13 protein-coding genes and 2 tRNA genes are annotated in these 20,930 nt (G+C 71.2%); 6 read left to right on the forward strand and 9 right to left on the reverse strand.

What is annotated here, in order from left to right:
* Nucleotides 1-163 precede the first annotated feature (163 nt).
* The 4 genes from ACZ7OO_RS10620 (at nt 164) to ACZ7OO_RS10635 (ending at nt 4,753) form a co-directional block, all read left to right on the forward strand.
* Nucleotides 164-736 (forward strand): MarR family winged helix-turn-helix transcriptional regulator, encoded by a 573-nt coding sequence (locus tag ACZ7OO_RS10620; RefSeq protein ID WP_471503573.1) that lies wholly within the window; start codon nt 164-166, stop codon nt 734-736.
* A 92-nt stretch (nt 737-828) separates the two neighbouring features.
* A complete protein-coding gene (locus ACZ7OO_RS10625; RefSeq protein WP_471504236.1) occupies nt 829-3,294 on the forward strand; it encodes an MFS transporter in 2,466 nt (821 codons plus the stop codon).
* A gap of 112 nt (nt 3,295-3,406) precedes the next feature.
* Nucleotides 3,407-4,228 carry a YceI family protein gene (locus ACZ7OO_RS10630; protein ID WP_471503575.1) on the forward strand — a complete coding sequence of 274 codons (822 nt, stop codon included), beginning with the start codon at nt 3,407-3,409 and terminating at the stop codon, nt 4,226-4,228.
* 48 nt (nt 4,229-4,276) lie between these two features.
* Entirely contained in the window at nt 4,277-4,753 is a 477-nt protein-coding gene (locus ACZ7OO_RS10635) for a PPOX class F420-dependent oxidoreductase (protein ID WP_471503577.1), read from the forward strand.
* Nucleotides 4,754-4,788: 35 nt separating this feature from the next.
* Here the strand turns inward: ACZ7OO_RS10635 and ACZ7OO_RS10640 are convergent, their stop codons facing one another.
* The 9 genes from ACZ7OO_RS10640 to ACZ7OO_RS10680 form a co-directional block, all read right to left on the reverse strand.
* Complete coding sequence (locus tag ACZ7OO_RS10640; protein WP_471504238.1) at nt 4,789-5,523, reverse strand: TetR/AcrR family transcriptional regulator; 735 nt, start codon at nt 5,521-5,523, stop codon at nt 4,789-4,791.
* 156 nt (nt 5,524-5,679) lie between these two features.
* Entirely contained in the window at nt 5,680-7,062 is a 1,383-nt protein-coding gene (locus ACZ7OO_RS10645; RefSeq protein WP_471503579.1) for an MFS transporter, read from the reverse strand.
* A 113-nt stretch (nt 7,063-7,175) separates the two neighbouring features.
* Entirely contained in the window at nt 7,176-9,452 is a 2,277-nt protein-coding gene (locus tag ACZ7OO_RS10650; RefSeq protein ID WP_471503581.1) for a mannosyltransferase YkcB-related protein, read from the reverse strand.
* The gene (locus ACZ7OO_RS10655) at nt 9,449-10,942 is read right to left on the reverse strand and encodes a bifunctional glycosyltransferase family 2/GtrA family protein (RefSeq protein WP_471503583.1); all 1,494 of its coding nucleotides are present in this window, start codon (nt 10,940-10,942) and stop codon (nt 9,449-9,451) included. The genes ACZ7OO_RS10650 and ACZ7OO_RS10655 overlap by 4 nt, the downstream gene beginning before the upstream one ends.
* A gap of 14 nt (nt 10,943-10,956) precedes the next feature.
* Nucleotides 10,957-12,588 carry an ATP-binding protein gene (locus ACZ7OO_RS10660; RefSeq protein WP_471503585.1) on the reverse strand — a complete coding sequence of 544 codons (1,632 nt, stop codon included), beginning with the start codon at nt 12,586-12,588 and terminating at the stop codon, nt 10,957-10,959.
* A complete protein-coding gene (locus ACZ7OO_RS10665) occupies nt 12,585-13,325 on the reverse strand; it encodes a response regulator transcription factor (protein ID WP_165955629.1) in 741 nt (246 codons plus the stop codon). Before ACZ7OO_RS10665 ends, ACZ7OO_RS10660 begins: the two co-directional genes overlap by 4 nt.
* 303 nt (nt 13,326-13,628) lie before the next feature.
* Nucleotides 13,629-14,501 (reverse strand): DUF2797 domain-containing protein, encoded by an 873-nt coding sequence (locus ACZ7OO_RS10670; RefSeq protein WP_471503587.1) that lies wholly within the window; start codon nt 14,499-14,501, stop codon nt 13,629-13,631.
* A 926-nt stretch (nt 14,502-15,427) separates the two neighbouring features.
* Nucleotides 15,428-15,500, reverse strand: a tRNA-Arg gene (locus ACZ7OO_RS10675).
* A gap of 312 nt (nt 15,501-15,812) precedes the next feature.
* Nucleotides 15,813-15,903, reverse strand: a tRNA-Ser gene (locus ACZ7OO_RS10680).
* 169 nt (nt 15,904-16,072) lie between these two features.
* Between ACZ7OO_RS10680 and ACZ7OO_RS10685 the strand changes: the two genes are divergently transcribed.
* Together ACZ7OO_RS10685 and ACZ7OO_RS10690 are read left to right on the forward strand one after the other, a co-directional pair.
* A complete protein-coding gene (locus tag ACZ7OO_RS10685; RefSeq protein WP_471503589.1) occupies nt 16,073-16,489 on the forward strand; it encodes an SSI family serine proteinase inhibitor in 417 nt (138 codons plus the stop codon).
* Between the two features lie 269 nt (nt 16,490-16,758).
* Nucleotides 16,759-20,886, forward strand: a complete 4,128-nt coding sequence (locus tag ACZ7OO_RS10690) for a hybrid sensor histidine kinase/response regulator (RefSeq protein ID WP_471503591.1) — start codon at nt 16,759-16,761, stop codon at nt 20,884-20,886.
* The last annotated feature ends 44 nt before the right edge of the window (nt 20,887-20,930 follow it).

The following is a 20,930-nucleotide window of genomic DNA, read 5'->3' on the forward strand; positions in this document are numbered from 1 at the left end:
CCCAAGTGGGGGGGCCACCCGGAAGGACGGCCAATCCCACCTGGGTGCTTACGTTCGCAATACTTGCCTTTGCCAAGTTTTTGTCCCCATCCCCGCCCACTTATTTGCCTGCGGCAACCAAGCAGATCTATGGTTGCCCCAAGCAACGAATACGGGAGGTGTGATGGCGGAGCAGGCGCAGTTCGAGGAGCTGGCGCGTCAGCTCAGCGCCGTCGGAGCTGTGAAGCGGGACCTCGCGCGGATCCTGCCGCACGAATGCCCGGCCGGTTCCGCGGCCGTGCTGACGCTGCTCGGCCGCTACGGATCCATGCGCATGAGCAAGCTCGCCGAGCTGCTCGCCGTGGACATGTCCGTGACCAGCCGGCACGTGGCGCATGTCGCCGAGCGCGGCTGGATCGAGCGGGCCCCCGACCCGGCGGACAAGCGGTCCCGCATCGTGCACCTCACCCCCGCGGGCGAGGCCACTCTCCGGGACCTGTCCCGGCGCAGCACCGAGCTGCTCACCGAGCGGCTGAGCGACTGGAGCGACGAGGAGGTCGACCAGCTGATCCGGCTGATGACCCGGCTCCGGGACAGCTTCGGTGACTGCCGGACCGCCCATCCCCGCCTGACCGCGACGGCCCCGGCCATGCCGGTCCCGGGGGCCCCCAGGTCCGCCACCACGGCCACGGTCGTCTCCGCCGCCCGCGCCCCCACCACCCCCGTACTCGAACCGACCACCCGTACACCCGCGTAAGACATTAGAAAAGGAAGCCCATGGCAACGACCACACCAGCCGGTGTGCGGGCCCATGCCAAGCACGGGGGAGGCTCCCTCGAGCAGGCCCCGATGACGCACCGGCAGATCATGGAAGCGATATCCGGGCTGCTGCTCGGTATGTTCGTGGCGATCCTGTCCTCCACGATCGTCACCAACGCCCTGCCGCATATCATCACCGACCTGGGCGGCGGCCAGTCCGCCTACACCTGGGTCGTCACCGCGTCCCTGCTGGCCATGACCGCGACCACCCCGCTGTGGGGCAAGCTGTCCGACCTGTACAGCAAGAAGGCGCTCGTCCAGATCGCCCTGGTCATCTACGTCCTGGGTTCCGCGGCCGCCGGTCTGTCGCAGAACGCCGGCATGCTGATCGCCTGCCGTGTCGTCCAGGGCGTCGGCGTCGGCGGTCTGTCCGCCCTCGCCCAGATCGTCCTGGCCGCGATGATCTCGCCGCGTGAGCGCGGCCGTTACTCCGGCTACCTCGGCGCGACCTTCGCCGTCGCCACCGTCGGCGGCCCGCTGCTCGGCGGTGTCATCACCGACACCTCGTGGCTGGGCTGGCGCTGGTGCTTCTACGTCGGCGTCCCCTTCGCCGTCGTCGCGCTGATCGTGCTGCAGAAGACCCTGCACCTGCCGGTCGTGAAGCGGGACGTCAAGGTCGACTGGTCCGGCGCGTTCTTCGTCGCCGCCGCCGTCTCGCTACTGCTGGTCTGGGTCACCTTCGCCGGTGACAAGTTCGACTGGATCTCCTGGCAGACGTACGCCATGATCGGCGGTTCGATCGTGCTCGGCCTGATCTTCGTGCTCATCGAGTCGAAGGCCAAGGAGCCGATCATCCCGCTGCGGCTGTTCCGCAACCGCACCATCACGCTGGCCTCGCTGGCCTCCCTGTTCGTCGGTGTCGCGATGTTCACCGGCACGGTCTTCTTCAGCCAGTTCTTCCAGCTGGCCCGCGACAAGTCCCCGACGATGTCCGGCGTGCTGACGATCCCGATGATCGGCGGTCTGTTCGTCTCCTCCACCGTCTCCGGGCAGTTCATCACCCGCACCGGCCGCTGGAAGGCCTGGCTGGTCAGCGGTGGCGTGCTCGTGACGGCCGGCCTCGGCCTGCTCGGGACCATCCGGTACGACACGGCGTACTGGAAGATGGCGATCTTCATGGCGCTGCTGGGTCTCGGCATCGGCATGATGATGCAGAACCTGGTGCTGTGCACGCAGAACCAGGTCGAGCCCTCCGACCTCGGGTCGGCCAGCTCCACGGTCACCTTCTTCCGTTCCCTCGGTGGTGCGGTCGGCGTCTCCGCGCTGGGTGCGGTGATGGCCCACCGGATCACGCACTACGTGACCGAGGGCGCCGCCGCCCTCCCGCACAAGTACCAGGCCGCCCTGGCCGGTTCCAGCTCGTCCAGCGACAGCCTCCCGGACCTGAGCAAGCTGCCGGCCCCGCTGCGCACCCTCATGGAGAGCGCCTACGGGCACGGCATCGCCGACGTCTTCCTGATCGCCGCCGGCCTCGCGGCCCTCGCGTTCCTGATCAGCCTGTTCATCAAGGAGGTCCCCTTGAGGACCAAGGGCGCGCTCGCCCAGGCCGCCGCCGAGGAGCAGGGCGTCGAGGCCGCCCCGGCCGCCGCCGCTGCCGTCCCGGCTCCCGCCGAGGAGACGGTCCCCAGCTGGGCCGCCCCGGTCGTGAGCAGCACCACGGAAGCCGCTCCGGAAGCCACCCGGCAGTTCGCCGCCGTGGCGACCATCGCCGCCCCCGAGCAGTCGGCGGGCTCCGGCGGCACCCCCGTGCACGGCTTCGTCCGCGGCGCGGAGAGCGCCCCGGTCCCCCAGGCCGCGGTCACCCTCATCTCGCTCTCCGGCCGCCAGCTGGGCCGCTCGGTCGCGGCCTACGACGGCTCCTACCGGCTGGACGCGCCCGGCGCGGGTTCGTATGTGCTGATCGCCTCCGCCGACGGCTACCAGCCGCAGGCCTCCACCGTCGTGGTGGGCGAGGACCCGCTGTCGTACGACATCCTGCTCAGCGGCACCAGCGGGCTGAGCGGCGTGGTACGGGGCGCGGGCAGCGCGCTGCCGGTCAAGGACGCGATGGTGATCGTCACCGACGTGCGCGGCGACCTGCTGGCCACCGCGGCCACCGGTGAGCAGGGCCAGTTCGTCTTCGGCGAGCTGGTGCCGGGTGTGGTGACGGTCGCGGTGAACGCTGCCGGGTACCGCCCCCGCGCCCTGCCGGTCGAGATCGGCACCACCGGGGTCACCCGGATCGAGGTCGACCTGGACGCCGGCGCCCAGCTGCAGGGTGTCGTACGGGCCCCGCACGGGCCGTTGGCCGACGCCCGCGTCACCCTCGTGGACGCGGCCGGCAACGTGGTCGGCACGGCCACCACCGGCGTGGACGGCGCGTACGCCTTCGCCGACCTGGACGGCGGTGACTACACCGTGATCGCCACGGGCTACCCGCCGGTCGCCACGGCCCTCAACGTCACCGGCGCCGGTGTCGACGGGCACGACATCGAACTCTCCCACCCCGGCGAGTAGTTCACCCCGGCCCGGGGCAGCGATGGTTCATCGGCTGCCCCGGGCCGCTCGCAATCCGCGCAATTTATAAGGCTTTTCACGCCTCTAGATCGGTTTTCAGGGAGAATTCGGGATGGGACTGACCGCGAGGATCCGCACCCGGGACGGATGGGCCGTGTCGCACGCGGTCGTCACGGTGACCGACATGACCGGCTCGCAGGTGCTGCGCGCCGAGGCCGACGACGAGGGCACGGTACGGGATCCGAATCCGCTCGCGCCCGGGGCCTACACCGTCATCGTCACCGCCGTGGGCTATGCGCCCGCCGCCTCCAGCGCCATCGTCACCGCCAGCGGCCGCGCCGAGGTCGGCACGGTCACGCTCGCCCGGCAGGGCGGCACCGAGCTGCCGCCGCCCGGCCCGTGGACCGTCGACCCGGCGCACTCCACGGTCGCCGCGGTCGCCCAGCACCTGGGCATCTCCAGCGTCCGCGGCCGTTTCACGGACTTCACGGCGGCCATCGAGATCGCGCCCGACGACGTCACCAAGTCCCGTGTCCAGGCCGTCATCCGGGCCGCCTCCATCGACACCGGCAACGGTATGCGCGACACGCATCTGCGTTCGGCCGACTTCCTGGACGTCGAGCGCTACCCCGAACTCACGTACACCTCGACGGGTCTCACGGCGGCCGGCTCCGACCGCTGGACGGTCCACGGCGAGCTGGCCATGCGCGGTGTCGTACGACCCGTCGACCTCGACCTCGCCTACCTCGGCACCGGCGCCGACCCCTGGGGCGGCACGCGGGCCGCGTTCCGTGCGACGACCGAGCTGCACCGCGAGGACTTCGCGATGAACTACAACCAGGTCGTCCAGGCGGGCATCGCGGCCATCGGTACAACACTGAAGGTGGAGCTGGAGATCCAGGCCGTACAGGGGGAGTCACTGCCGCAGGCGTAGGCACAGCAGGGACAGGCGGGGCGGGTCCCGTCGGCCTAGGCTGGCGGCATGGCACCGAACATCGCGACGAACACCGCCGTCTCCCTCGACGAACTGCTGGACTTCGTACGACCCCGCCACCGCGCGATCCTGCTCACGCGCCGCGCCGACGGCAGCCCCCAGGGGTCGCCGCTGACCTGCGGGGTCGACGACTCCGGTCGGATCGTGGCCTCCACCTACCCCGAACGGGCCAAGACCCGGAACGCCAAGCGGGACGAGCGGGTGAGCGTGATCGTCCTGAGCGACGACTGGAACGGGCCGTGGGTCCAGATCGACGGCCGTGCCGAGGTGATCGACTCGCCGGAGTCCGTGGAGGCCCTGGTCGAGTACTACCGGAACATCGCCGGTGAGCATCCGGACTGGGACGAGTACCGGGCGGCGATGCTGAAGCAGGGGAAGTCGATCATCCGGGTGACGCCGGAGAAGTGGGGGCCGGTCGCCACCGGCGGATTCCCGGCCCGTTTGGCCTCGCCGGACGCCCCCTAGCCCCAATGCCGGTCACCGGCATTGCCCCTAGCCCCTCAGGTGGGTCGGGTCACCTTGGCCTCAATGCCCGCGATCAGCAGGTCCAAGGCGAATGCGAAGTCCCGGTCCAGCATTTCCGCGACCGTGTCGCCGCCCCTTGCTGCCATGAGGTCCTTCGACTCCTCGATGATCTGCGCGGTGCCGGGGGCCTCGGTCACCGCGTTCATCGCGGTGCTGAAGTACTCGTCCGGGGTCATGCCGGCCGCGGCCACCCGCTCGGCGAAGTGGCCCTCGATCGTGCCGTAGCCGTAGACGAACTGGAAGACCGCCGAGATCGCGCCGGTCACCCCGTGGGCGGGCAGGCCGGCGCGACGCACGACCTGCTGGACCACTCGGGAGAAGGCCAGCGAGTGGGGGCCGACGTTGAGGTAACGGCCGGCCAGCGGGGAGAGCCAGGGGTGGCGGACCAGCAGCGCGCGGTACTCCGTGGCCAGGGCCCGCAGTTGCTCCCGCCAGTCGCCGTCGGTCACCTCGGGCAGCCGCAGCTCTCCGAAGGCCGCGTCGAGGGCGAGTTCGAGCAGGTCGTCCTTGGTGTCGACGTACCAGTACACGGACATGGCGGTCACGTTGAGCTCAGCCGCGAGACGCCGCATGGAGAACTTGTCGAGCCCGTCGGAGTCGAGGAGCCGGACGGTGGCCGAGGTGATGCGATCGCGGTCGAGCCCGGAGGGCTGCCCGGTACGGCCGCCCTTGTGGACCTTCTCCTCCAGCCACACACTGGCCCGCGCCATCACGACCCCCTCCTCGACGATCACTTCTCAAGATGCTAAAGCGGCAACGCCTCTTTGGGGGCGCGGGGCTATGTCCGACATGCGGCTACCGCCGCGCGAGCGCGACCAGCCGCCCACAACCCACGCACCCCCAAAACGACCCATACCCCCTCACACTCAGGCGGCATTCCTCTCCGCCCTCCTGAGAAGCCCCGCCGCCACGAACCCCCCGACCACCACGGCAGCCGCCCCCACCAACTGCCCCGCCCCCAGCCCCGCCGACAGGGACTTCCCCGACGCCACCCAGGAACTCAGCACCGCACCCAGCACCGCAACCCCCAACCCGTTGCCGAACTCGGCCAGGGTGCCGTTGATCCCGGCACCCACCCCGGCCTTCTCCGGCGGAATCGCGCTCATGATGGCGTGCGCCATCGCCGGGTTGGCGATCGCGCACCCCGCTCCGATCAGCAGCAGACCGAGCAGCGTACCGCCGTACCCGCTCGAATCCAGTACGGCGATGGACACCAGCCCGAGTGACATCAGCAGCATCCCCAGGGCTATCGCCACCGGCGTACCCAGCCTTGTCGCCCACTTGGCCGACAGGCCCGTGAAGTTGAGGGCGACGACCGTGAGCGCGAGCGGTGCCGTGCGCAGACCGGCCTCCAAGGGGCCGTAGCCGAGGACGAATTGCAGGTGCTGGGTGAGCAGGAACAGCGCGCCGCCCATGCCGAAGGTGATGAGCACCGCACCGGCCACGGCCCCCGTGAAGCGGCGGTCCCTGAAGAAGTGGGGGTCGAGCATGGGGTACGGGATCCGGCTCTCCCAGTACGCGAACAGGGACAGGGCCACGACCGCCACGGTCGCCGTGACCAGCACCCGCGCGGACGTCCAGCCGTGATCCGGGCCGGAGATGATCGCGAAGACCAGTGCGGCCATGCCGATCGTGGAGAGCAGCGCGCCGAGGAGGTCGGGGCGGTCGCCCTGGGGGTTTTTCGACTCGGGGACCAGGACCACGACCGCTGCCAGGGCCAGCGCCGCGACCGGGAGGTTGATCAGGAAGATCGCGCCCCACCAGAAGTGGTTGAGCATGAACCCGCCGATCAGCGGGCCTGCGGCGAAGCCGAGCGCGTTGACGGCGGCCCAGATGCCGATCGCCTTGGGCTGCTCGTCGGGGGTGAAGATCTGCATCGCCACGGCGAGGGTGGTGGTGAGCAGAAGTGCGCCGCCCACGCCCATGCCGGCCCGCGCGGCGACCAACTGGGCCGTGGAGCCGGCCAGTCCCGCGGCCAGCGAACCCACGCCGAACAGGACCAGGCCGGTGATCAGCATCTTCTTGCGGCCGTAGCGGTCGGCCGCGCTGCCGGCGGTGAGCAGCAGGCCGGACTGGACGAGCGAGTACGCGTTGATCATCCACTGGATGTCCGCGGTGGCCGCGTGCAGCTCCCGGGTGAGGGAGGGGATGGCCACGTTGAGAACGGTGTTGTCGAGCAGCACGGTGAGCTGCGCGAGGCAGATGACACCGAGGATCAGCCAGCGCTGGGGGTGGCCCTGAGAAGTCATGCTGTACACCGTAAGGGAGCTCCTATACGGCGTACAACGCAGATATGAAGTAAGGGGCGGCGACCGTGGTCACCGCCCCTTACTTCGGCCTTGCTTCGGGCTACTGCCGGCTGCTAGCTGCTCGCCTTCTGCGTGAGGTCGTAGAAGGTGGACGAACCGACCGTCACCTTCTTGAAGTTCTTCTCGACCCACGAGGTGATCTGCGAGGACGTGCCGCTGCTGCTGCCGCCCATGCCGCCGCCGGTGCCGGAGGAGATGAAGTAGTGGATCTTGCCGTCCGCCACGTACTCCTTGAACTGGGCCAGCGTCGGGGACGGGTCGGTGCCGTTGAAGCCGCCGATCGCCATCACCGAGTCGTCGGTGGCCAGCTGGTAGCTCGCCGCGTTCTGGGCGCCGATGGCCGCCGCGACCCAGGTGTACTTGGACGCGTCCTTCTCCAGCAGTTTCTTGGCCTCGGAGGTGACGGTCGCACCCTTCAGCAGGCCGCCGACGCCACCGCCGCCCATGCCGCCGCCGTCGCCCATCCGGCCGCCGCCCGGGAAGCCGTTGCCGTTCTGCGTGCTCCCGTTCCCGTTCTGGCCCTGACCCTGCTGGTTCTGGCCCGGCATACCGCCGCCGGTGCCGCCGCCCAAGCCGCCGTTGCCGCCACCAGGGAAGCCCTGCCGGCCGTTCTGACCCTGCTGGTTCTGGGTGGTGCCGTTGTTGCCCTGGCCGAAGCCACCGCCGCCGCCCGCGCCGCCTCGGCCGCCGCGCCCGCCGGGACCGCCGGGACCGCCGCCGAAGCCCATCATGCTCGCGCCCGCCGGGCCCGCCGTCGGGATGGAGCCGGTGTGCGCGGAGTTCACCGTGCTGAGGGTGTACGCCGTCGGGCCCGCCAGCGCGGCCACCAGGCCCACCGCAGCCGCCCCGAGGGCGAGTTGGCGGCTGATCCGGCCCGCGAAGATCAGGCCGAGCGCGGCCGCCAGACCGCCGATCAGGACCAGCCACTTCAGCCAGGGCAGGTAGGTGGAGGTGCGGTTGAGGAGGACGTAACCCCAGACCGCGGCCGAGACCACGGCGGCGGCGAGGGTGATCGACGCCCACAGCTCGGCGCGCTTCTCCCACAGCAGGCCCGCGCCCATGCCGATCACCGCGGCGATGTAGGGGGCGAGGGCGATCGTGTAGTACTGGTGGAAGATGCCGGCCATGTAGCTGAAGACCACCATGGTGATCAGCAGCGAGCCGCCCCAGACCAGGAACGAGGCCCGGGTCACCGAGGTCCGCTTCAGCTTGCGCGTCGCCACCAGGCCCGCGACCAGCAGGATCAGCGCGGCCGGGAGCAGCCAGGAGATCTGGCTGCCGATCTCGGAGTTGAACATCCGGTCCCAGCCGGTGGCGCCCCACTGACCGGTGCCGGTACCGCCGCCACCGCCGCCGACGCTGCCGGTCTCGTCGCCGCTGATCCGGCCGAGGCCGTTGTAGCCGAAGGTCAGCTCCAGGAAGCTGTTGTTCTGCGAACCGCCGATGTAGGGGCGGGAGGAGGCCGGCCACAGCTCGACGATCGCGACCCACCAGCCGGCGGAGACGATCAGCGCGCCGGTCGCCAGGGCCAGCTGACCGATCCGCTTCTTCAGCTTGTGCGGGCCGACGGCCGCGTACACGAACGCCAGCGCCGGCAGGATCAGGAAGGCCTGGAGGGTCTTGGCGAGGAAGGCGAAGCCGATCGCCACGCCCGCCCACACCAGCCACCTGGTCCTGCCGTCCTCGACGGCGCGGACGACGAAGTAGCAGGCCAGTGCCATCAGCAGGGCCAGCATCGCGTCGGGGTTGTTGAACCGGAACATCAGCGCCGCGACAGGGGTGAGCGCAAGCACGGCGCCCGCGATCAGACCGGCCGCGGGACTGAACCGGCGGCGCACGGAGGCGTGGACGACCGCGACCGTGCCGACGCCCATGAGGACCTCGGGCCCGAGGATCGTCCAGGAGTTCAGGCCGAAGATCCGGGCCGCGATCTCCATCGGCCACAGGAACGCCGAGGGCTTGTCGACGGTGATCGCGTTGCCCGCGTCCAGCGAACCGAAGAACAGTGCCTTCCAGCTCTTGGTGCCCGCCTGGACGGCGGCCGAGTAGAAGGAGTTCGAGTAGCCGGAGGCGCTCAGGTTGTAGAAGTAGAGCGCCGCGGTGGCGACCAGCAGGCCGAGGAAGGCCGGGCGCGCCCAGCGGGGGTCCTCGGGGCGGCCGCGCCAGAGTCTGCGGACGAAGGGCTGCCGGGGCTCGCCCGAGCCCGCCTGCGGCACTGGTGGAGCCGGGATGTCCCGGTCGTCCTGGACGTCCGGCGTGTGCCGGGGCGGCGGGGGAGCCGTGGGGGCCGGGCCCCACTGTGTCGGGTGGTCGGTGTGGGTGCTGCTCATCGGGCATCCCCCGGATCCGTGTCATGGGGGCGCACCGGCTGCAACTGCATGGTCGCGTCCCTCCAGGTGCCGTCCGCGGCTTCACCGGCGCGGAACTGGGTGGTGGTCGTGGTGCCGCCCTCGGCGTAGGGCTGGTGTGCCGGGCGCTGCGGGAGCGGGCCCTGCGGCTGGTATCCCCGGGGGGCCGTGGTGTACGTCGGCGACGACGGGCTGTGCGTGGCCGCCACCGTGGAGGAGGGCTGCCGGCTGCCGTCGCGGTCCGGGAAGACCCAGGCGCGGAAGAGCAGGAAGCGCAGGACGGTCGCGGCGAGGTTGGCGGCGACCAGCACCGTCAGCTCGGTGGAGTGCGCGGGGTCGCTGCTCGCCGCGTTCAGGGCGGCGAGCGAACCGCTGGTCAGCGCGAGGCCGATACCGAAGACGACCAGACCCTGTGCCTGGTGCCGGACCGCTCCGCCCCGGCCGCGCACCCCGAAGGTGAGGCGCCGGTTGGCCGACGTGTTGGCCACGGCCGACACCAGCAGCGCGAGCGCGTTGGCGACCTGCGAGCCGGAGAACTGCCGGAAGAGGCTGTAGAGGACCAGGTAGAACAGGGTCGACAGGGCGCCGACCACACAGAAACCGACGAGCTGACGGGTCAGGCCCTTCGGCACGTCCTGGATGTCGCGGTCGCGCGGGTCGTCGCCGAAGGGGCGGGCGATCCGGTCCAGCGGCAGCGAACCGGTGGCCAGGGCCTTGCCGACCCGCCACACACCCTTGAGGTCGTCGGTGGCCGTCTTCACGATGTGCACCGTCGAGTCGGGGTCGTCGACCCAGTCGACCGGCACCTCGTGGATGCGCAGGCCCGCGCGCTCGGCGATCACCAGCATCTCGGTGTCGAAGAACCAGCCGGTGTCCTCGACCATCGGCAGCAGCACCTGTGCGACATCGCGCCGGATCGCCTTGAAGCCGCACTGCGCGTCCGAGAAGCGGGCCTGCAGCGAGCCGCGCAGGATCAGGTTGTACGAGCGGCTGATGAACTCCCGCTTGGCGCCGCGCACCACGCGCGACGAGCGGGCCAGCCGGGAACCGATCGCCAGGTCGGAGTGGCCGGAGATGAGCGGCGCCACCAGTGGCAGCAGCGCGTTCAGGTCGGTCGAGAGGTCCACGTCCATGTACGCGAGGATCGGCGCGTCCGAGGCCGACCAGACGGTCCGCAGCGCACGGCCGCGGCCCTTCTGCTCCAGCCGGAACGACTTGACCTCGGCCAGCTCCGCCTCAAGCCGCTTCGCCACCTGGGGAGTGGTGTCCGTGGACGCGTTGTCCGCGATGGTGATGCGGAACGCGTACGGGAAGGTGCGCTTGAGGTGGTCATGCAGTCTGACGACGCATGGGCCGAGGTCCTTCTCCTCGTTGTAGACGGGGATCACTACGTCCAGGACAGGCGTACCGGCGTCTCCGGCCGGGAGGTGCTCCCGCGCCGGCAGGGTGCCGGGAGAAGAGTCGGTTCGCATGGGAACGACTCTGGTCAAGTGCCCTGTTGCACCCATGTGGTGGCACTGTGCTGTGCCTGTGAGTGCGATTGCCAGTTGGTTTCGGCGGCGGGCTGGGGGGCCGCCGGGGCAAGCGCGGGCAGATACAGGGTGAACACCGTGCAGCCGGGAACACTGTCCACGGTGACGGCGCCGCCGTGCGCGGACGCGACGGCCTGCACGATGGCGAGCCCCAGACCGGTGGACCCGGTGGACCGCGACCGGGCGGAGTCGCCGCGCGCGAACCGCTCGAAGACGTGCGGCAGCAGATCCGGCGGAATGCCCTGCCCGTTGTCCTCGACGTCCACGCACATCCAGGGCCCGCGCCGCTGGATACGGGCGGTGACGGTCGTCCCCGGCGGGGTGTGCTTGCGCGCGTTGCCGAGCAGATTGACCAGCACCTGCTGGATACGGGCCGCGTCGGCGGCCACCAGCGCCGGCTCGTCGGGCAGATCCAGCCGCCAGTTGTGGTCCATGCCGGCCGCGCGCGAGTCGCTGATGGTGTCGACGACGAGCGGGATGAGGTCGGTGTGCTCGAACTGGAGCGGACGGCCCGCGTCCAGCCGGGCGAGCAGCAGCAAGTCCTCGACGAGGAGGGTCATCCGGCCGGCCTCGGACTCGATACGGCCGAGGGCGTGCCGGGTGTCGGGCCCGACCTCCTCCCGTCCGCGCCGGGTGAGTTCGGCGTAGCCGCGGATGGAGGCGAGCGGGGTCCGCAGCTCATGGCTGGCGTCGGCGACGAACTGCCGTACCCGCATCTCGCTCTGCTGACGGGAGTGCAGGGCGCCGTGCACGTGGTTGAGCATGCGGTTGAGCGCGGCGCCGACCTGGCCGACCTCGGTGTGCGGGTCGCACTCCGACTCCGGGACCCGCTCGCTGAGGTTGACCTCGCCGGTGTGCAGGGGGAGTTCGGAGACGCGGGTGGCGGTGTTGGCGACCCTGCGCAGCGGCCGGGTGGCCACGCCGACCATCACGGTGCCGGCGAGGGAGGCGGCGATCAGGCCGGAGAGGGTGAGGCTGATCTCGACGATGATCAGGGTGTTGATGGTGCCGTCGACGTCGGAGGTGGGGATGCCGACGTAGAAGGTGCCGTTGTTGCCCACGACGTACTGGACCTGGTACGTGCCGAGGCCCGGGATGTCGACCGTGTGCGCCCTCTGGTCCTGGGCGACGGAACCGAGCACCTTGAGCTGGGCCTCGGTGAGGCTCGCGGGGGTCATCTGGGTGTAGCCGGCGGAGGTGTTCTGCTTGGTGCCGACCTTGCCGCTGGTGATCGACCCGTTCTCGACCTGGGCCGCGAGCGTCCGCTGCGGCTGCGGCCCGTTGGCGACGAATTCCGCGAGGGTCTTCCTCTGCTCCGGCTTGAGCTTGTCGGCGTTGCCGGCCAGGGGGCTGCCCTTGCCGTCGAAGCCGCCCACTGGCCCGCCGGCGGCGCGCAGTGCGACCTCGCGCAGGTTGCTGTTCAGCTCCCCGTACAGGTGGTCGCGCAGCACGAGGGTGGTGACGGTCCCGATCACCGCGCAGACCACGGCGATCAGCGTCACTGACACGACGACGAGCCGGGTCCGCAGGGTGCGCGGCTGTCCTGCTCGTCGCTTCTGCGCACGCGGCCGTCGTCGCCCGCTCATGACGCGGCGGGCTTGATCAGGTAACCGGCCCCACGCCGGGTATGGATCATCGGCTCCCGGCCGGCGTCTATCTTCCTGCGCAGGTACGAGATGTAGAGCTCGACCACGTTGGCCTGCCCGCCGAAGTCGTACGACCACACCCGGTCCAGGATCTGTGCCTTGCTGAGCACGCGCCGCGGGTTGCGCATCAGGAAGCGCAGCAGCTCGAACTCGGTGGCGGTGAGGTGGATCGAGTCCCCGGCCCGCGAGACCTCGTGGCTGTCCTCGTCCAGGGTGAGGTCACCGACGACGAGCACCGAGTCTGACCGCCGGTCGGCGGCACCGGAGCGGCGGATCAGCCCGCGCAGCCGGGCCACGACCTCTTCGAGGCTGAAGGGTTTGGTGACGTAGTCGTCGCCGCCCGCGGTGAGACCGGCGATCCGGTCCTCGACCGCGTCCTTCGCGGTGAGGAACAGCACGGGCACGTCGGGGAGCTCGCGCCGCAGGCGACCGAGAACGGTGAGGCCGTCCATGTCGGGCAGCATCATGTCGAGGACGACGGCGTCGGGCCGGAACTCCCGGGCGGTCTGTATGGCACCCTGCCCGTCACCCGCACTCCTGATCTGCCAGCCCTCGTAACGGAGGGCCATGGAGAGGAGTTCGGTGATCGACAGCTCGTCGTCCACCACAAGCACTCGGACGGGGCTCCCGTCCGGCCTCAGCAGTTCGGTGCGCCCCTGGGGCGAGGTCGTGGTCATGGTGGACACCTTGTCGGGGTCCTCTGAGAACACGCTTTCACTAATCTGTGATTTCCCTAAGAAACACACAGGCGCCTCTCAGGGAACGCCTGGGAATCCCATCACGTGCGCACGAACTCGTGACCGCGCCCGCCCCGGACTGTGCGGATCATGTACGTCCGGTGTGCGCCCCGGCCCGCTGATGAAACGCCGATGAACCGCTGATGAGAGCGTACCGGGGCAGGCGGCCGGGCGCTCGCGGAGCGGGTCGGGGCGGACCTTGGCAGGGCTCTTCGCGGATCCTTCCCGGGCGTTCGGCGCGGGTCAGAACAGCCCCTCCTGGGGCGCGGTGAACTCTCGTACGGGTACACCGAGTTCACCCTCCGCACCCGCTTCGACGGCGGTCAGCTCCCACCCGGGCAGCAAGCGCGTGTCGAGGACGACGACCCCACGCCGGGTGGCGAGATGCAGATCCGGCCCGGCGGCCGCGACGAGCTCACCGCTCACCACGCCGCCCGCGACCAGTTCGACCACCTCGCCGACGGCTGCGGGCACCGCGCCCAGCCCGAACACCCTTACATGGTCGATGACTTGGCACGGCTCAGGAACCAGCGCCTCGGGCCATGCACCCAGCGCCAGGGCCCGTCCATGCAACACCACGACCTCGGCGGCCCGTTCGGCGTCGCTTCCCGGCAGGGCGGCCCGTACGACACGCTTGTCGCCGTAGGGAATCCGGTCGGGCACCCTGAGCGCGGCCCGCAACAGCTCCTCGGCCCGCCGCGCTGCCATCAGCGGCCCGGCACCCAGCCAGCTGAAGCACACGGCCCCCTGCTCCAGCAGCCGCGCCGATCCACGCTCGACGGCGGTGATCCCGACCTTGACCATTCCGGGCCCGAACCAGGCCAGATACACGTGATACGGCCGGGGATCGTCGGCGATGCCGTCGGCGGCCACGGAGTGCGCCCGGTCCAGCCGGGCACACTCCTCGCAGCGCGCGCCGGTGCTCCGCCCGGACACGGACGCGCGTACCGCGCAGGGATGCCCACGCGCCCCGACACACTCCCGCACACCCCCGTCGGCCGTCCTGAAGGCGACGCGCTTCCCCGGCCCGAGCACACTGCGCCGCCCACCGCTCCACAGCAGCACGGGCCCGTCGTCCGACCACCGCAGCCCCGAGCATCTCCACACCTGTGCCATCACTCGCGAGCGTAGGGGGCGGCACTGACATTCCGGGACACTGCTCAAGAGCGCCAAGGTCGACGCTCACGGGAACCTCGTCGCGTCCTACAAGATCACCCGCAACATCTTCAGCGCGGCCTTCGCGGGTGACTACCGCTACGCACCGCGCACGGTGACGAAGAACGCGATCCTCACGCCGACGGTCCGGACGCAGATGCAGTGGCCGCTCGCCACCACCCGCATCGGATCCACCACCTACCAGGTCTTCTACAAGTCCGAAGTCAACATGGGCTTCAACGTCCAGGTCACGCCCCGTGAGTCCAGCGGCTGTACCTCGGTGTACGTCGATCACTACCACTCGGGAGCCTGGCACCAGGCCACCTCGCAGAGGTGCGTGCCCCTGTACTCCGACGGCTGGTACGGCTACGGCCGATCTCTCAAACTCTTCACGAGCAACGACCACTACCGCATCCGCGCCCACTACACGCCACCGTCCAAGGCCGCCCAGACCGGCAGCACATGGACCCGGTGGACCTACCTCACCGTCCGCCCCGGCAGCCCCTCGCAAGCGGGAACACCTCAGACAGTTGGCGGGCGGTGCGGTTGTGCGTCCTCGGACAAGAAGATCTCGTCCTCTCCGAAGTCCGGGGCCTGGAAGGGCGCGGTCGTCGGAGGCGGTGATACGGCGGTGGAACGGCGAGGTTGCCCTTCCGGGGCGGAGAACAGCGACGTCGGTTCGATGAGAGGTCTGCCTTTCGTTACAGGTCCCCGACGGGGCCTGGCGTGCCCTGACCGGGCACGGCGGTCCTGCAGCTTGGTCATCTTGGCGTACACGTCATGGGTGACCTGGCCGCCCACGGCGAAGCGCTTGGGAGCCGGTGTCCGTAGTCTGTCGGCAGCGAAACGTCAAAGGCCCCGGAGCAACCCGGGGCCTTTGTACCGTGTGCACTCGGCAGGATTCGAACCTGCAACCTTCTGATCCGTAGTCAGATGCTCTATCCGTTAAGCTACGAGTGCTTGTTCTCTTGTTTTCTGTCTTCGCTCCCGGCCCTTCTGGCCCGCTCGCGGCGACAGGAAGAACATTACATGACTGCCGCCGCCATGTGAAATCCGTTAGGTGCACCCCTTGTGACCTGCGGAAACGCCATATCTGAGCGGTCTTGCGGGCCACGGTTGGCCGGCCGTCGGGAGGCGGTGCCCGGCGGTCCGGGGCGCCGACGGGCGGTAGGAGTTGCCGGGATCACAGCTGGGCGAAGGCGCGGCAATACGGACCCGTAAAACGAATCAGGGAGCCCAGACCGAAAATGGTCGAGCTCCCTGAGTCAGGTGCGGAGGCGGAGGGATTTGAACCCTCGATGGGCTTTAAGGCCCAAACCGCATTAGCAGTGCGGCGCCATAGACCGGACTAGGCGACGCCTCCCGCACAGCCGCCCGCGCGAGCGCGAGTGGTGCGTGCAGATGATGACACAGTCGAGCGTGCTGTCACCAATCGGCTCCCACGGTACTAGGCAGCCGGGCCGCAGGGCAAAGCCCTTCTCGTGGTCGGGGGCGCCGCGCAACGTCCGGGCGCGCCACGCGTTGGGCAGGGCATGTCTCACTTCGCCGTGCGGGGCGCCCTCGGGGCCGTCGCCGCCGTTCTCGGATCCCTCCCCGCTCTGCCCGCCTCGGCCGCCGTCCAGGGCGACCACCTCACCGTCACCGTGCGGCACGCCGGCGACGGGCGGGACGGGACGTACGAGCTGTCCTGTCATCCCGACGCCGGCAGTCACCCGGACGTGGACGGGGCGTGCCAGGCGCTCGACCGGAACACGCGCTGGGGGCGGGACACCTTCGCCCCGGTCGCCCCCGGGACCGCCTGCACCATGCTCTACGGCGGCCCGGCCACCGCCCATGTCACCGGCACCTGGGCCGGCCGGCCGGTCGACGCGACCTACGACCGCAGCAACGGTTGCGAGATCGGGCGCTGGAACCGGATGGTGCCCCTGCTGCCCGACCTCACTTCATAGACCCCAGGTCGTCGGGGTCCAGCCACCCCAAACGACAGCACAGCCGTCTCATGGCGGAAGCCCCGCTCCCGTAAAAGTCTCGCGAAGGTGAGGCGGAGATGAGGCGTGTCGGTCACATGTTCGCCGTCACTTCGTCGTGCGACCTCCCTCTCATCCGGCCTCATGAGCGCAATCGGTGCCTTTAGACTCCCTCGCGTGACACGTCGCGGGCCGGTTGGCAAGATGGCCCGAGCGGTCGGCAAGGTGCGGTAACAGGGAGGAAGCGTCTCGTGAGCAGCAGGCCATCCCGAGGCGCTGCTCGCCTCGCAGCCATACTGGACGCGCTGCCGGATGCGTTGGTACTGGTCAACGCCAACGGAACCGTCGTCAACGCGAACACCATCGCCCTGGAGACGTTCGAGGCGCCGGGCACCGCGCTGGTCGGGCGCGGGCTGCTCGATCTGCTGCCGCAGTTCGACTCAAGGCTCATCCCCGGATCCATGCGGCGGCCCGATCACATGGACCCGCGCGGGCGGACCAAACCGACCCGCATGATCGCGCGGCGGACCGACGGCTCGGAGTTCCCGGTCGAGGTCACCAGCGCCAACCTGGAGAACGGTCAGCAGGCGTACGACGGTTACGGCTACGGCGCCGACGAGCTGCTGATGCTCGTCGTGCGCGACCTGACCGGGACCGTGGACACCGAGGCCGAGCTGGCCCGCTCGCAGCGGCAGACCGAGATGATTCTGCGGGCCGCGAGCGAGGGTGTCGTAGGGACGGACACCGACGGGCGGATCGTGCTGGTGAACCCGGCCGCCGCTCAGATACTGGGATATCGGGCCGGTGAGCTGGGCGGCAAGGAGCTGCACAATCTGGTGCTGCACTCGCGTCCGGACGGCTCGCCCTTCCCGTACGCCGAGTCGCCGCTCGCCGACACCCTGCGCTCCGGGCGCAAGCACCGGGTGCGTGGACAGGTGCTGTGGGCCAAGGGCGACAAGAAGGTGCCGGTCGATCTGACGACCGCGCCGGTGCGCGACGGCGACCAGCTCGTCGGCGCCGTGATGACCTTCACCGACCGGCGGCCGTACGACGCCCTCGCCGAGGCGAAGGACGCCCAGGAGAAGGCGCACGCCGAAGAGCTGGAGAGGCTCTCCGAGGAGCACGCCTCCGACCTGACCGCGCTGCGCCAGAAGCACGTCACCGAGGTCGAGGAGCTGCGCGAGCGGCACGCCGAGGAGCTGGCGTCCGGCGAGGAGCGGTACGCGGCCCTCGGTGAGCGCGAGAAGGACCGGTACGAGGCCCTTTCCGGGCGGCACGAGCAGCTGCTGACCCTGCTCGCGCAGTCGCTGCGCGGCCCGCTCGACGAGCTGCGCCGGGAACTGGCCGCGCTCGCCGCCGACGACGCCGGGCAGCTGTGGCCCGAGGCCAACCAGGTCCTCCATCACCTTTCGGCCGGTTACTCGCGTATCACCCAGCTCATCGACAACGTGCTCGGCTACCAGGCGCTGGACGCCGGGACCGAGGACGTCAACCGCACGAAAGTGATGCTGGACGCGGTCGTCGCGGCCGGTGTGGACGGGGCGGTGGAGCTGATCGGGCCCGGGCGGGTCCAGTTCGCCGTGCACGCGCCGCCCATCGAGGCCGAGGTGGATCCGCAGCGGCTCGCCGTCGCGCTCGCACATCTCGTCGCGGACGTGGCGGGTGTCGACGCGACCGGCAACGCGCCCGTCTCCGCCGGCGGCTACATGGACAACACGGTGGTGGTCGCGGCGGCGCAGCGCGGTGAGGTCGTGCGTATCGAGGTGCGCGGGCCGTACCCCGGGGGCGACCCGGTGCACGAGCCGATCGTGCGCGGGATCGTACGCGCGCACGGCGGTGTGCTTCAGACGCACGAGGTGCCGGGCATGAGCGGCAGCGCGTTCGTCCTGGAGGTGCCGATCGGGGGCGGCGCCGGGGCCGTACCCCCTCCGCCCGGTACGGCGGTGGCTACGATCCCTGCCGCCGACGACACCGGTGCCGGTGGACGGCGGCGGGCCCGGCGGGCTTCCGTGGACGCCTTCCTGGAGAGCGACATGCCCGGCGGCGACGCCGGCGAGGGCGAGGTTCCGGGCGCGGCGCCGACCGGGCGGCGACGCCGGCGTGCCGCCGATGTGGCAGCCCAGGAGGGCGGGCCCGCCGCGATCGAGAGCGCCGAGCACGCGGAGTCGGGGTCGGGGTCCGGCGGTACCGGGCGGCGGCGCGGACGTCCGGCCGACGCGGACGCAGACCCGGGCGTCGCAGGTGTCGCCGGTGTCTCCGAGGGTGCCGTGGTGACGGCCGCCGAGCAGGGTGCCGGTACGGCCGCCTCGGGTACGGGGCTCGGTGGCACCGTTCCGCCGCAGGGCGTGCCCGCGCCGGCGGCGGGGCGACGGGCCCGGCGCGAGCCCGACGAGCGGCAGGCGCTGCCGGCGGCTTTGCCCGCGGTCGCTGCGCCACAGGACGACGAAGGGCAGCCGAGCGGGCGCCGGCGCCGTGCGCTGGCCGCGGCTGCCGAGCGGGCGGAGCGGGCCGAGCAGCAGCAGGCGGGACCCCGCCCGGTGTTCGCGCTGCCGCCCGCCGAGGCCGACCGCACCCCCGAGCCGGCCGTGGCGGCGGGCTCGGTGGCGGGTGAGGAGGGCCGGCACGACGCCGTGGCGCACGACCAGGCCGAGGACCACACCCCGCCGCAGCCGCACCCCACCAACGCGCCGACGGGCCGCCGTCGACGGGCCATGGGGCAGCCCGCGGAGGGCGCCCCGGCCGGGTCGCAAGTGGTACCGACGGTACCCGCGCAGGCGTCCGCCCCCGGTCAGCCGGTTCCGCCTGGTCAGCCTGGTCAGCCCGGCCAGGGCATCCAGGCGCAGGCCGGGCCCGCGGGCCCGGTCGTCGCGCCGTCCGGCGTCCCCGCCGGCCCGGTGGCCGCCGGGCCGCAGCCCGGCCAGCCCGGCCAGCCCGGCCAGCCCGGCCAGCCGGTTTCGCAGGCACTGCCGGGCGTGGCCGCCGTACCGGCAAGGGCGCAGGCACAGCCGCAGGGCCCCGCTCCGGTGGCCCCGGGCCAGCCGGTCCCGCCCCGGGCCGCCCCCGCCGCCGAAGCCACCCCGGCCCCCGCCCAGCCGCTCCCGCTCCCGCTCCCCCTCCCGGCGCAGGCAGCCCCCGTGGCTCCCGTACCGCAGCAGTGGCCGGGCGGCGCCGACGAAGCGCCCCCGCCCGCCCCTCAACCCACGCGTGGCGCGCAGCCGTTGCCCGCAGAGGCGGCGACGCCCCCGCCGGCCGACCCGGACTCCACACAGGGCAAGGCGTTCAGCGTGCGGACGCTGGGGCAGGGGGTGCCGTTCTCGCGGCAGGCCGCTCAGGTGCAGCAGCCGACGGCGACCCCGCCCCCGCACCAGCCGGGCGGCAACGGACGGCGCCGCAAGCTGGGCACCCGCAACGAGCAGCAGCAGCCCGAGCAGGCGGCCCGGCCGCATCCGTCGGCCGAGCAGCCGGTGGCCCAGCCGATGCCCCAGCCGTCGCTGGCCGGGCAGTCCCGGCTCACGGGCGCCACCGAGGGCGCTGGACGGTCGTACGCGATAGGCGCACCGGACGTGAACGCCGCCGAGGGCCCGGAGCCGCTGGACGGTCCGGGCGGGGCGGTCGAGGTCGCGGATCCGCCGCGCCCCCAGCCGATGGACGACGAGCTGCCCCCGGAGCCGCTGGACAACCCGCGCCGGTTGCTGGTGTGGCCCGCGCCGGACGTCACCACCCAGCAGGCGCTGAGCGACCGCGGCTACCGGCCGGTGATCGTGCACTCCCGTGAGGAGGTCGACGCGCAGATCGCCGCGTTCCCGGCGGCGCTGTTCGTGGACCCGCTGACCGGGCCGATCACCCGGACCGCACTGCAGTCGCTGCGGCAGGCGGCGGTGGCGGCCGAGGTGCCGGTGATGGTCACGGCCGGGCTGGGTCAGGCGACGCGCGAGGCGGCGTACGGTGCCGATCCCGCCGTACTCCTGAAGGCGCTCGCGCCCCGGGACAGCGAGCAGCATCCGCCGCGGGTGCTGCTCATCGAGGAGCACGCGGAGATCGCCCTCGCCCTGACCGCGACGCTGGAACGGCGCGGGATGCAGGTCGCGCGGGCGGCGAGCGACGCGGACGCGGTGACGCTGGCCGGGCAGTTGCGGCCGAACCTGGTGGTGATGGACCTGATGCAGGTCCACCGCCGCCAGGCCGGCATCATCGACTGGCTCCGCGCGAACGGGCAGCTCAACCGGACGCCGTTGGTCGTCTACACGGCGGCCGTCGACCAGGCCGATCTGCCTCGGCTGGCGTCCGGTGAGACGGTGCTGTTCCTCGCGGAGCGGTCGACGAGTACCGAGGTGCAGAGCCGGATCGTGGACTTGCTGGCACGGATCGGTACGAACTGAGGAAGCGCCATTGGGGAACTGACGTCAGCCGACTTGCGGTTGGA

The sequence above is a fragment of the Streptomyces sp. NPDC111744 genome, from assembly GCF_055634995.1.

What these genes read in the sequence shown, in the direction of transcription:
- ACZ7OO_RS10620 (WP_471503573.1), top strand. Translation starts at nt 164, where the DNA reads ATGGCGGAGCAGGCGCAGTTCGAGGAGCTGGCGCGTCAGCTCAGCGCC.
- ACZ7OO_RS10625 (WP_471504236.1), top strand. Translation starts at nt 829, where the DNA reads ATGACGCACCGGCAGATCATGGAAGCGATATCCGGGCTGCTGCTCGGT.
- ACZ7OO_RS10630 (WP_471503575.1), top strand. Translation starts at nt 3,407, where the DNA reads ATGGGACTGACCGCGAGGATCCGCACCCGGGACGGATGGGCCGTGTCG.
- ACZ7OO_RS10635 (WP_471503577.1), top strand. Translation starts at nt 4,277, where the DNA reads ATGGCACCGAACATCGCGACGAACACCGCCGTCTCCCTCGACGAACTG.
- ACZ7OO_RS10640 (WP_471504238.1), bottom strand. Translation starts at nt 5,523, where the DNA reads ATGGCGCGGGCCAGTGTGTGGCTGGAGGAGAAGGTCCACAAGGGCGGC.
- ACZ7OO_RS10645 (WP_471503579.1), bottom strand. Translation starts at nt 7,062, where the DNA reads ATGACTTCTCAGGGCCACCCCCAGCGCTGGCTGATCCTCGGTGTCATC.
- ACZ7OO_RS10650 (WP_471503581.1), bottom strand. Translation starts at nt 9,452, where the DNA reads ATGAGCAGCACCCACACCGACCACCCGACACAGTGGGGCCCGGCCCCC.
- ACZ7OO_RS10655 (WP_471503583.1), bottom strand. Translation starts at nt 10,942, where the DNA reads ATGCGAACCGACTCTTCTCCCGGCACCCTGCCGGCGCGGGAGCACCTC.
- ACZ7OO_RS10660 (WP_471503585.1), bottom strand. Translation starts at nt 12,588, where the DNA reads ATGAGCGGGCGACGACGGCCGCGTGCGCAGAAGCGACGAGCAGGACAG.
- ACZ7OO_RS10665 (WP_165955629.1), bottom strand. Translation starts at nt 13,325, where the DNA reads ATGACCACGACCTCGCCCCAGGGGCGCACCGAACTGCTGAGGCCGGAC.
- ACZ7OO_RS10670 (WP_471503587.1), bottom strand. Translation starts at nt 14,501, where the DNA reads ATGGCACAGGTGTGGAGATGCTCGGGGCTGCGGTGGTCGGACGACGGG.
- ACZ7OO_RS10685 (WP_471503589.1), top strand. Translation starts at nt 16,073, where the DNA reads ATGTCTCACTTCGCCGTGCGGGGCGCCCTCGGGGCCGTCGCCGCCGTT.